The sequence below is a fragment of the Mycobacterium sp. M26 genome (assembly GCF_001494595.1).
GTDB lineage: Bacteria > Actinomycetota > Actinomycetes > Mycobacteriales > Mycobacteriaceae > Mycobacterium.
Genome location: NZ_LN929908.1, coordinates 1,824,952 through 1,836,715, shown reverse-complemented (window position 1 = coordinate 1,836,715; position 11,764 = coordinate 1,824,952). Strand labels below are relative to the sequence as shown.

At 65.7% G+C, this 11,764-nt stretch carries 8 protein-coding genes; 4 read left to right on the top strand and 4 right to left on the bottom strand.

All coding sequences use genetic code 11. From position 1 onward, the window contains the following. Window positions 1-16: 16 nt before the first annotated feature. From BN3385_RS18035 to metH, 3 genes are all read right to left on the bottom strand, one after another. The gene (locus BN3385_RS18035; protein ID WP_059018683.1) at window positions 17-700 is read right to left on the bottom strand and encodes an HAD family hydrolase; all 684 of its coding nucleotides are present in this window, start codon (window positions 698-700) and stop codon (window positions 17-19) included. A 58-nt stretch (window positions 701-758) separates the two neighbouring features. Beyond that, complete coding sequence (locus BN3385_RS18030) at window positions 759-1,673, bottom strand: fatty acid desaturase family protein (RefSeq protein ID WP_197415235.1); 915 nt, start codon at window positions 1,671-1,673, stop codon at window positions 759-761. Window positions 1,674-2,119: 446 nt separating this feature from the next. After that, entirely contained in the window at window positions 2,120-5,869 is a 3,750-nt protein-coding gene (gene metH / locus BN3385_RS18025) for a methionine synthase (RefSeq protein ID WP_156432798.1), read from the bottom strand. A gap of 235 nt (window positions 5,870-6,104) precedes the next feature. Here metH and BN3385_RS18020 point away from each other — a divergent pair, with 235 nt between their 5' ends. From BN3385_RS18020 to BN3385_RS18010, 3 genes are all read left to right on the top strand, one after another. Next, window positions 6,105-6,995, top strand: coding sequence for a PAC2 family protein (locus BN3385_RS18020; protein ID WP_059018678.1), 891 nt, complete (start codon window positions 6,105-6,107; stop codon window positions 6,993-6,995). Window positions 6,996-7,095: 100 nt separating this feature from the next. Beyond that, a complete protein-coding gene (locus tag BN3385_RS18015; RefSeq protein ID WP_059018676.1) occupies window positions 7,096-8,019 on the top strand; it encodes a hypothetical protein in 924 nt (307 codons plus the stop codon). Between the two features lie 113 nt (window positions 8,020-8,132). Further along, window positions 8,133-9,119, top strand: coding sequence for an IS481 family transposase (locus BN3385_RS18010; protein WP_059018674.1), 987 nt, complete (start codon window positions 8,133-8,135; stop codon window positions 9,117-9,119). Here BN3385_RS18010 and BN3385_RS18005 read toward each other — a convergent pair. Continuing rightward, the gene (locus BN3385_RS18005) at window positions 9,116-10,432 is read right to left on the bottom strand and encodes an HNH endonuclease signature motif containing protein (protein ID WP_059018672.1); all 1,317 of its coding nucleotides are present in this window, start codon (window positions 10,430-10,432) and stop codon (window positions 9,116-9,118) included. The two genes, BN3385_RS18010 and BN3385_RS18005, sit on opposite strands and share 4 nt — an antisense overlap. Window positions 10,433-10,584: 152 nt before the next feature. Between BN3385_RS18005 and BN3385_RS18000 the strand changes: the two genes are divergently transcribed. Next, complete coding sequence (locus tag BN3385_RS18000; protein ID WP_059018670.1) at window positions 10,585-11,760, top strand: acyl-CoA dehydrogenase family protein; 1,176 nt, start codon at window positions 10,585-10,587, stop codon at window positions 11,758-11,760. The last annotated feature ends 4 nt before the right edge of the window (window positions 11,761-11,764 follow it).

The window sequence follows — 11,764 nt, the reverse complement described above, 5'->3', positions numbered from 1 at the left end:
GTTATTGGGCGTGCCGTCAGGCGGAGCGTTCCCCGAGGCCAAGCCGCAACTCGGTGTAGATCTCGCGCAGCTCCGGAATGCCCACCTGCGACAGCGACGAAACGTGCCGACGCCGGGGCGTGGCCGGGACCTCGACGTCGTTGGGCACCACCAAGACCGGGCACCCGGCGTCCTCCGCGGCGGCGGCCCCGGTGATGGAATCCTCGACGGCCAGGCAGTGTGCGGGTTCCAGCCCCAGCAACGCCGCGGCCCGCTGATAAGGATCGGGTGCCGGCTTGGCTCGCGCCACCTCGTCACCACAGACACTGACCGAGAAGTAATGGCGGCCAATGCTGTTCAATGCCCGCTCGGTCAGAGCGCGACGGGTGTTGGTCACCAGCGCCATCGGGACATCCGCGTCGGCGAGGGTGTCGAGTAGCTCCCGGGCGCCGTCGCACCACGGCAGACCACCGTCGAACAGCTCGGCGGTGTAGTCATGCAGCCAGTCCGCGCTCTCCGCCATGTGGGAGGGGTCATGGTCCAGGCCGAGGTCGTCGTAGACGATCCGCATGACACCCTCTGCCGAGCCACCGACCGTGGCGTCGCGCACCTCCGGGGTGAGCTCACCACCGAGCCGCCTGTAGAGCTCCTGCAGCGAGATGTCCCAGAGCTTTTCGGAATCGACAAGGGTGCCGTCCATGTCGAACAGCACCGCACGCATGGGTGCCATTCTCGCATCACCGCGCCCCGGGGCGGAAATCCATGTGGCCTGCACCACGTCAGGACTCCGAGCGCCCACTGGCAGCTTTGGCCACCCGCCAGTAGAACCCGAGGTACGTCGGCTCGACATTCTCGGCGGTGCGCTGCACCTCACCGTGGCGTTCGCGCAGCCGGTTCATCGGCACCGTCATCGCCGCGTGGTGCTCAACGTGCAGGTTGTTGCCGTTGGTGAACCAGGTGGTCAGCGGCGACCCGGTGATCGAGCGGGTGTTGCGCAGGACATCCGTCGAGTCGCGGTCGCACAAGGCGTGCTCGGGCAGTTCGACCAGGAAGTGAATCGGGACCGCGACGAGCATCGGAATCAGCCAGAACTGCAGCACTTCTCGCCAGCCACCGAATGCCGCGACCACCACCAGCGCGGCCAGCAGCACACCCATCAGCCGGTACTCGGCGTTGACCTCCGTGCGGCGGCGGGCCGAGATCTGTCCTTCGGTGTAGTCCCATCGCCCGACGCTGGCCGCACCGATCGCGCGCAGCACGTGCAGGATCCGCAGATAGTCGAAAGCGCCGGCGAGCAGCCGGCCCCAGGTGATCGGGCGGCGGGTGTCGAATCCGAAGAACTCGGAGTCGTTCGGCGTGCCCAGATACCGATGGTGCTGCAGGTGCCGCACCCGGTAATGGGTGTAGGACACCAGCGAGGGCAGGCCCAGCGGCACACCGACGGCGCGGTGCCACCCCGGGGTTCGGAAGGCCGAATGATGCAGGCATTGATGCTGCAGTTCCACCATATGGGTATACGTGGCGGCCAGGACCAGAATGCCCAGTGCGATCCCGATCGGGCCACCCCAGATCTGAACTGTCACACCGAAAGTCAGCAGTACCGCTACCAGCACAAGCCTGGCAGCAAACATCATCTCGTCACGACGGGTTACCCGACCGCGGTCGAACAGGGTTGTCGACTCCGTCTCGCTCACTACATTCGCCTTCCTACTGCGTCGCGCTTGTCGCACGATGGGATGCGCAGCGGATCACCCGGCGCAGCACGGCATACGGGTGTCGTCGACGACCTGTGCGCAGGCTAAAATCCGCAGCTAGAAGCCACTAGTGCGGGGGTATTACAGAGCCGGGAGCACGGACACCCTGGGCCATCGGCACCAAGGTCTACGTCGACGTGCACGTGAACCGCTGACAGTCATTGTCATGCCCTGGGGTCATTCAGCGGATACGCACGCTGATCCAGAACGCCGTCGACTGTACCACGGTTCAAGTGATGGAGCTAACTTGCAGCAAACTTTCGTTCGAAGCGGCCGGTGAGTGCAGCGGTCAACACATACGCATTCCCTTGCGACACTGCACGATTACCGCACTTGACAGATGTCAAGACAGCTGTCCACTTTAACCCGTTGCCCAGCAACGGGTTTCAGTCCTCCGGGTTGTACCCCAGGTTCGGAGCCAGCCAACGCTCGCCTTCGGCCAGCGTCCAGCCCTTGCGGCGGGCATAGTCGGCGACCTGGTCCTGAGCCAGCCGGCCGACCACGAAGTACTGCGACTGCGGATGCGAGAAGTACCAGCCGCTCACCGCAGCACCCGGCCACATCGCCATTGACTCGGTCAGCTCGATACCGGTCCGCGCCTCGACGTCCATCAACTTCCAGAGCGTCAGCTTCTCGGTGTGCTCGGGGCAGGCCGGGTAGCCGGGCGCGGGCCGGATTCCGACGTACCGCTCCCCGATGAGCGCCTCGTTGTCCAGCTGCTCGTCGGGCTGGTAACCCCAGAACTCCTGCCGGACCCGCTGATGCATGCGTTCGGCGAATGCCTCGGCCAGCCGATCGGCCAGCGACTCCAGCAGAATTGCGCTGTAGTCGTCGTGCACCGCTTTGAACTCGGCGATCTTGTCGGCGCTGCCGAGCCCGGCCGTGACAGCGAAAGCGCCCACATAGTCCCGCAGACCGGTGTCCTTGGGGGCGACGTAGTCGCCGAGGGATCGGTTCGGAATGCCCTCGCGATGCTCGCCCTGCTGACGCAGGTTGTGCAGCGTGGTCAGCACTTCGGTGCGGGTGTCGTCGGTGTAGACCTCGATATCGTCACCGACCGCGTTCGCGGGAAAGAAGCCGATCACCCCGTTGGCGGTCAGCCACTTCTCTTTGATCAGGGTGTCCAGCATTTCCTGGGCGTCGTCGTACAACTTGCGCGCCGCATCGCCGGAGGCCGGGTTGTTGAGGATGTCGGGGAACCGGCCCTTCATCTCCCAGGCGTTGAAAAATGGCTGCCAGTCAATGAATTCACGAAGTTCAGCCAGGTCGTAGTCGTGAAACTCCCGCACGCCGAGACCCTGGGCGGGCACCGGCGGGGTGTAACCGTCCCAGTCGATCGGGGTGCGGTTGGCACGGGCCTTCTCCAGCGTCAGCATCGGCCGTTCGTTCTTCTGAGCGTGCCGTTCGCGCAGGGACGCGTAGTCCTTCTCGGTGGCTTCCAGCAGAGCGGGGCGCTGCCGGTCGTCGAGCAGGGCGGCGGCCACCGGTACCGAGCGGGAGGCGTCCTTGACCCAGACCACCGGGCCGCTGCGCCGCGGGGCCACTTTGACCGCCGTGTGCGCGCGGGACGTGGTCGCGCCGCCGATCAGCAGCGGGATGTCGAAACCCTGGCGCTCCATCTCGACGGCGAAGTTGACCATCTCGTCCAGCGACGGGGTGATCAGACCGGACAGCCCGATGATGTCGGCGTTGTGCTCCTTGGCTGCATCCAGGATCTTCTGGGCAGGCACCATCACACCGAGGTCGATCACGGTGTAGTTGTTGCACTGCAGGACGACCCCGACGATGTTCTTGCCGATGTCGTGGACGTCGCCCTTGACGGTGGCCATGATGATCGTGCCATTGGACCGATCGGCATCGCCCGGTTGCTTCTCGGCCTCGATGTAGGGCAGCAGATAAGCGACGGCCTTCTTCATCACCCGAGCCGATTTCACCACCTGCGGCAGGAACATCTTGCCCGAGCCGAACAGGTCGCCGACGACGTTCATCCCGTCCATCAGCGGGCCTTCGATCACCTCGATCGGGCGACCGCCAGCCGCCGCGATCTCGGCGCGCAGTTCCTCGGTGTCGTCGTCGACGTGGGCGTCGATACCTTTCACCAGGGCGTGGGTGATGCGCTCGCGGACCGGCAGGCTGCGCCATTCCGCTGCGGTGGGGTCTTCACCCTTGTCTTTGGTGTTGAACCGCTCGGCGATCTCCAGCAGACGCTCGCCGGCGTCCTCCCGGCGATTGAGCACGACGTCCTCGATACGGTCCCGCAGTTCCGGGTCGATCGAGTCGTAGGGCACCAGCGCGCCGGCGTTGACGATGCCCATGTCCAGTCCGGCCTTGATGGCGTGGAACAGGAACACCGAGTGGATCGCCTCGCGGACCGGGTTGTTGCCGCGGAACGAGAACGACACGTTGGAGATGCCGCCGGAGATGTGCACTCCCGGCAGGTTCGCCTTGATCCACGCGCAGGCGTCGATGAAGTCGATGCCGTAGGTGGCGTGCTCCTCGATACCGGTGGCCAGCGCGAAGCAGTTCGGGTCGAAGATGATGTCCTCGGCCGGGAAGCCGACCTCCTCGGTCAGGATCCGGTAGGCGCGCCCGCAGATTTCCTTGCGGCGCTCGAGGTTGTCGGCTTGGCCCTGTTCGTCAAAGGCCATCACGACGACGGCGGCGCCGAACTTGCGGCACAGCCGGGCCTCGCGGACAAACTTCTCCTCGCCCTCCTTCAGGGAGATCGAGTTGACGATCGGCTTGCCCTGCACGTTCTTCAGGCCGGCCTCGATGACCTCCCACTTGGAGGAGTCGATCATCACCGGCACCCGGCTGATGTCCGGCTCGGCGGCGATCAGCTTGGTGAACCGGTCCATCGCGGCGACGCCGTCGATCATGCCCTCGTCCATGTTGATGTCGATGACCTGCGCACCGACCTCGACCTGCTGCAGGGCGACCGACAGCGCGGTGTCGTAGTCCTCGGCCTTGATCAGGTTGCGGAACCGGGCCGAGCCGGTGATGTTGGTGCGCTCACCGATGTTGACGAACAGCGAGTCGTCGGTGATGTTGAGCGGCTCCAGCCCGGCCAGCCGGGTGGCCACCTCGACCTCAGGCACGATGCGAGGCGGCTTACCCTCGACGACCGCGGCGATCTCGGCGATGTGCGCCGGGGTGGTGCCGCAGCAGCCGCCGACCAGGTTGACCAGACCGGCCTCGACGAAGTCGGCAACGTAGCCGGCCTGACGCTTGGGCGACTCGTCATACTCGCCGAAAGCGTTGGGCAGGCCCGCATTTGGATAGGCCGAGACGAAGATGTCGGCGATCCGCGACATCTCGGCAAGATAGGGCCTCATTTCCGGGGCGCCCAGGGCGCAGTTGAGGCCGACCGCGATCGGCTTGGCGTGCCGGATCGAGTTCCAGAACGCTTCGGTCACCTGACCGGACAACGTGCGCCCGGAGGCGTCGGTGATGGTGCCCGAGATGATGACCGGCCAGCGGCGGCCGCGCTCCTCGAACAGCGTCTCGATGGCGAAGATCGCGGCCTTGGCGTTCAGCGTGTCGAAGATCGTCTCGACGATGAGCAGGTCCGCACCGCCATCGATGAGGCCGCGCGCGGCGTCGAGATAGGCGGCGACCAGTTGGTCGTAGGAGACGTTGCGCGCACCGGGGTCATTGACATCCGGTGAGATCGACGCCGTCCGCGTGGTCGGCCCCAGCGCTCCGGCGACATAGCGCGGCTTGTCCGGGGTTCTGAACTCGTCGCACACTGAGCGGGCCAGGGCTGCGCCGGCGTAGTTGAGTTCGTAGCTCAGCGCCTCCATGCCGTAATCCGACAGCGAGACCGCATTGGCATTGAACGTGTTGGTCTCGAGGATGTCGGCGCCGGCCTCGAGGTACTCACGGTGGATCGCCTCGATGATGTGCGGCTGAGTCAGGGTGAGCAGGTCGTTGTTGCCGACGAGATCGCTGGGCCAGTCCTTGAACCGCTCGCCGCGATACCCCGCCTCGTCCGGCCGGTCCCGCTGAATCGCGGTACCCATCGCACCGTCGATCACCATGATCCGCTGGCGCAGGGTGGCGGCCAGCTCATCGGTGCAGTCGGGACGAAGGTTCGGCTCGAACTTCGACGCTGGGGTGTTCACGTCAGCGCTCATACGTTCCTTCCATAGCGGAAGGCGTCCTTAACTCTGTCGAGCGTGGCGGATACCAGATCCGTTGCAACGCCTCTCGACGGAGAAAAGTCTACGACGTCAGGAAATCGACGTCGGGACGCCCAACCCCTTGGGTTAACCGGATTGCACCCAAACCAATTTCGTCAGGCGCAGCCACCACTCCAGGGTATCGGTCGGAGAGGGCTCATTGCAGCCGCGCAAGCCTTAGGCTGAACTGGTGACACCGTCGAGCTACAGCGGCGCCAAGGGCCCGGACCTGCCCGAACTCCACAACACGATCATCGTTGCGGCGTTCGAGGGCTGGAACGACGCCGGTGACGCCGCCAGTGACGCGCTGGAACATCTCGATGCGATCTGGGAGGCCGAGACGATCGTCGAGATCGACGACGAGGCCTACTACGACTACCAGGTGAATCGGCCGGTGATCCGGCAGGTCGACGGCGTCACCCGCGAACTGGTGTGGCCGTCGATGCGCATCGCACACTGCCGTCCGCCGGGGTCTGATCGCGACATCGTGCTGATGCACGGTGTGGAGCCCAACATGCGCTGGCGCACGTTCTGTGCCGAGCTGCTGGCCATCGCCGACAAGCTGAACGTCGACACCGTGGTGATCCTCGGGGCGCTGCTGGCCGACACGCCGCACACCCGGCCGGTTCCGGTGTCCGGCGCTGCCTACTCCCCCGAGTCGGCGAAGTTCTTCGGACTCGAAGAGACCCGCTACGAGGGACCGACGGGGATCGCCGGGGTGTTCCAGGACGCGTGTGTAGCGGCCGGGATTCCGGCGGTGACGTTCTGGGCGGCGGTGCCGCACTACGTCTCGCAACCGCCCAACCCCAAGGCCACCGTCGCCCTGCTGCGCCGGGTCGAAGACGTGCTCGACATCGAGGTGCCCCTTGGCGACCTCCCGGCCCAGGCCGAGGAGTGGGAGCAGGCGGTCACGGAGATGACCGCCGACGACGAAGAGATCGCCGAGTACGTGACGGCGCTGGAGCAGCGCGGCGACGCCGACGTGGACGTCAACGAGGCGCTGTCGAAAGTGGACGGTGATGCGCTGGCTGCCGAGTTCGAGCGGTACCTGCGCCGGCGCGGTCCCGGCTTCCGGCCCTAAATCAGGGTAATTGACTTTTTAGTCAATTTTCGTCCGCCCCGGGGTCCTCAACCGTTAGATATCGCCTGACGGTCAGGGAACTCACAGGCGGGAGACAGCAATGCGCATGCGCACCTCGGGTACGGCCAGGATCACCGGAACGATGCTGACGGCAGCGGCGATCGCCACCGCCGGTTTCGCAACGGCTCCGGCCGCCAACGCGACGTGCGCGTCGTTCTTCGGTCTCGGCAACAGCGCCGACTGCACCAGCACACCGCTGAGCATCGCCATCGCCATCGGAAACGGCGCGCAGGCCCAGGCCAACGGTCTGTTCGGCGCTGCCTTCTCGGCCGGAACCGGAGCGGCAAGTGTCACCAACGACGCCTTCGAGTTCGCAATCGCTGCCGGCGACAACACCATCGTCGTCACCAAAGGCCTGTTCGGCATCGGCCTTGCTCTGGGCCAGGGGACGAGCGCCGGAACTCAAGGCGACCCCAACCTGGGCAACCTCGGCTTCAACATCGCCCTGAACATCTCACCCACCAACCCTGGCTTCTATCCCGTGGCGGCTGGCGGTGTCGGCAGCCTGGCGGTCAACCTGTTCGGCACGAGTACAACCTTCGGAACCAAGGAAGTCCTGTCCATCGGTTACTTAGGCCTTGCCGTCAATGTGGGCGGCAACAACAACGACGTGTGGACGGGCGGCGGCATCCTCAGTTCGGCGTTCAACCTCGGCGGTAGCGACACCTCGGTCAAGTCTGGAGAAGGATTCCTGGACAACGCGACCAACCTCGGCGGAAGCGGAAACACGGTCTACGCCAACCCAGGTCCGCTCGCTATCGCGGTCTCGGTCGGACAAACCGGCGCGGTTGTCAGCAAGCAGCAGCCGGGCATCAACATCAACGGATTCAAGATCCCCAACACCGCCGCCGCGATCAACAGCGGCAAGAAGGCCCGGCCCGCGGCCGCCAGCAGCCGCGCCAACGATGACAACGGATCGTCGGGCAAGCGCTCGACCGGCGGGTCCGGCAGGTCTGGCCGCTGACCTAAGTGTACTGACCACGGACGTTGGTGACGGCGTGGCGTGGTGACATGACGAAGACCTCCGAGTGAAGTGCGAGCTGTCTAGGAACGCACCAACTCACCTCGGAGGTCTTCGTGTCCCACCGTAATGCCCCTTTGTCGGAAACTGGGCGTCTGCGTCTGGCCCGCTGCGTCGTCGAGGACGGCTGGCCGCTTCGGCGAGCGGCTGAACGATTCCAGGTGGCGGTGACCACCGCGTCGCGGTGGGCTGGCCGCTACCGCGCACTGGGTGAAGCTGGCATGGCTGATCGCAGTTCACGTCCGCATCACAGCCCCCACCAGACTCCTACTCGTACCGAGCGCCGCATCATCAAGGTGCGGGTTATCCGCCGGTGGGGGCCGGCGCGGATCGGCTATCTGCTCGGAATCCATCCGTCTACCGTGCACCGAGTACTGACCCGCTACGGCCTGGCCAAGCTGAGCTGGCTGGATCGGCCCACCGGCCGGGTGATCCGGCGCATGGAACCGGCCCGCTGCGGGGACCTGGTGCACATCGACGTCAAGAAGCTTGGCAAGATCCCCGCCGGCGGAGGATGGCGCATGGTCGGCCGATCAATGGGCCACCGCAACTCCCAAGCCGACAAGACCGGTCTGACCAACAACCACCGCAACCCAGTGCGCGGATACCACTTTCTGCACACCGCTTTGGATGGACATTCCCGATTGGCCTACAGCGAGATCCTGGCTGACGAACGCAAAGAGACCGCCGCCGGGTTTTGGCGGCGCGCCAACAGCTGGTTCTCCCACCACGGGATCACCGTGCGAAAAGTCCTCACCGACAACGGTTCCTGCTACCGTTCCCACGCTTTCCATGACGCACTCGGTGACATCGAGCACCGTCGCACACGCCCCTATCGACCGCAGACCAACGGCAAAGTCGAAAGATTTCACCGCACTCTGGCCGACGAATGGGCTTACGTCAGGCTCTATCGCACAGACGCCGAACGCTGCTCGGAGTTCGCCATCTGGCTGCACACCTACAATCACCACCGCGGCCACACCGCACTCGGAGGACAACCCCCCGCCAGCCGCGTACCTAACCTCTCGGGTCAGTACACCTAAGGGTCGTCGTCGTCCTCGTTGCCCCGGAGTAGGCGTTCGGGGTGGTGGTAGCTGTTCGTGCCGCCGATGAGGGGCACGTTGGGCGGTGGGATCCAGTCGGTGTCGCCGTTGGGGAGTTTTCGGGTGCCCCAGCCGTCGTTTTCGGCGTGCAGGTTGTCGCGTTTGCAGGCCAGGGTGAGGTCGTCGATGTTGGTGGCACCGCCGTGTTTCCAGTCGGCGGCGGCGTGGTGCACCTGGGTGTGATAGCCCGGCACGCTGCATCCGGGCGCGGTGCAGCCGCGGTCTTTGGCTAAAAGCATGATGCGCTGATCGGCCGACGCCAGGCGCTTGGTGCGGCCCAGCCACAGTGAGCGGCCGGTGACACCGTCGAAGACGGCGAGGTAGTGACACGCCGGGGTGGCCATCCGGATCAGGTCGGTCATCGGCAGCAGGGTGCCCCCGGCGGTCAGCCCGTAGCCGGCCTTCGCGGCCAGGTCCTGCAGCGTGGTGGTGACGATGACGGTGACCGGAAGTCCGTTGTGCTGGCCCAGTTTCGGATCCCCCAGATGCCGGCGGGCCAACTCAGCCAGGGCATCGTGCTGGCGCTGCCCCAGCCCGCGGGCATCAGCGTCGGCTCCGACACCGTCGGGGTGGCACTGTCCGGGGGCGGCCAGTTTGGCGAACAACGCCTCGATCATCGCGCGCAGTTCGGGAGTGGCGGTGAGCTTGCCGACGCTCATCCCGTCCGGGCGCTGCCCGCCGCACCACACGAAGCCTCGCTGACGGGCCCGGTCGACATCAGAGAAGACCCCGTCGGGATTGAGAAAGGTGGCCAGCCGCGCGGCGACCTTCTCCAACTGGTCCGGGCGCAGGTTCTCGGCGTGCTCGGCCAGGGAGCGCTCCGCACGGGCCCGCTCGTCGGGGCCCACATGGTCGGGCAGGTCGCGGAAGAACTTCTGGATGACCCGGACGTGCTCGATGTCGAGCAATCCGGCATCCCAGGCTTTGGCGGTGGCCGGCAACAGCGGGGCCAGCGACTGGCCGGTCAGCGTCAGCCGCGGTGCGAGCTGTTCGGCATCACGGATGCGGCGTTTGGCCGCCGCGCGGCTGATCCGCAGCACATCGGCGAGCACAATCGGGATCGGCGGGCAGCCCTCGTACTGCTCGAGATGACTGATCTGTTCGTGGGAGATCGCGACCTGGCGGCGCAGCGCGGACTCCACCCGTTGAATGACCCCGAACCGCTGATGGGCCGGCAGTTCCTCGAGATCGATCGCGCCGACCTGTTCGACCGCCGCATCGAGCGCGTCCAACGCCGCGATGATCGAACTCATGTTCGAAACACTACGCCGGGCCACCGACAGAAAATCTTCGTCACGGAAGCGTCAGCGGCGCAAGGGGGTGGTCCTGCCGACCAGTTGGTCGGGCTGCGCTACCGTTGCTCCCATCGGATACCCGCGAGTAACGACGAATCGAGGTCGAAGTCGTGAGACTGGCACTGAACGACGAGGACGTAGCATTCCGCGATGAGCTGCGGGAGTTCTTCACCACGAAGATTCCCGCCGACATCCGGGATCGGGCCCGCCGCGAAGAACTGATCTGGCCCGACGACATCGTCACCACCCAGCGCATCCTCAACGAGGCAGGCCTGGCGGTGCCGAACTGGCCGGTGGAATGGGGCGGTAAGGACTGGTCGCCGCTGCAGCGCCAGATCTGGGCCGACGAGATGCGCATGGCCTGTGTACCCGAGCCGCTGGCGTTCAACGCCAGCATGGTCGGCCCGGTGATCGCGCAGTTCGCCTCCCAGGAACTCAAGGAGCGTTTCCTGCCGGCCACGGCCAACCTCGACATCTGGTGGTGCCAGGGCTTTTCCGAGCCCGAGGCCGGTTCCGACCTGGCCGGTCTGCGGACCGTCGCCGTCCGTGATGGCGACGAGTACGTGATCAACGGCCAGAAGACGTGGACCACGCTCGGCCAGTACGCCGACTGGATCTTCGTGCTGGCCCGCACCAATCCCGACGCGCCCAAGAAGCAGGCCGGCATCTCCTTCATCCTCGTCGAGATGTCCACCCCGGGCATCACGCTGCGCCCGATCAAGCTGATCGACGGCAGCTACGAGGTCAACGAGGTCTTCTTCGAGGACGTGCGGGTGCCCGCCAATCAGCTTGTCGGCGAAGAGAACCAGGGCTGGAGCTACGCCAAGTTCCTGCTGTCCAACGAGCGCACCGGTATTGCGCGGGTGGGCACCACCAAGGTCTGGCTCGCCGACGTCAAGGAGCGCGCCGCCAAGACCAAGGTCGGCTCCGGCACCCTGCTGGAGGACACCCTGTTCGCGGCCAAGGTCGCGGAGATCGAAAACGAGCTGCTGGCACTGGAATTGACCCAGCTGCGGGTCAGCGGCGACGAGGGCACCGGCAAGCCCAACCCCGCGTCGTCGATCCTGAAGCTGCGGGGTAGCCAGCTGCAGCAGGCCGTCACCGAGCTGGCGGTCGAGGTGGCCGGCCCGGATTCGCTGCCGTTCGACGGCGGCGACGCCATCGAATCGCCGGAGTGGGCACAGCACGCCGCGCCGCACTACCTGAACTTCCGCAAGACCTCGATCTACGGCGGTAGCAACGAGGTTCAGCGCACCATCATCTCCTCGACGATCCTGGGACTGTGAGAAC

Coding starts and splice junctions, on each gene's coding strand:
- BN3385_RS18005 (WP_059018672.1), bottom strand. CDS start 10,432: ATGAGTTCGATCATCGCGGCGTTGGACGCGCTCGATGCGGCGGTCGAA.
- metH (WP_156432798.1), bottom strand. CDS start 5,869: ATGAGCGCTGACGTGAACACCCCAGCGTCGAAGTTCGAGCCGAACCTT.
- BN3385_RS18015 (WP_059018676.1), top strand. CDS start 7,096: ATGCGCATGCGCACCTCGGGTACGGCCAGGATCACCGGAACGATGCTG.
- BN3385_RS18035 (WP_059018683.1), bottom strand. CDS start 700: ATGCGTGCGGTGCTGTTCGACATGGACGGCACCCTTGTCGATTCCGAA.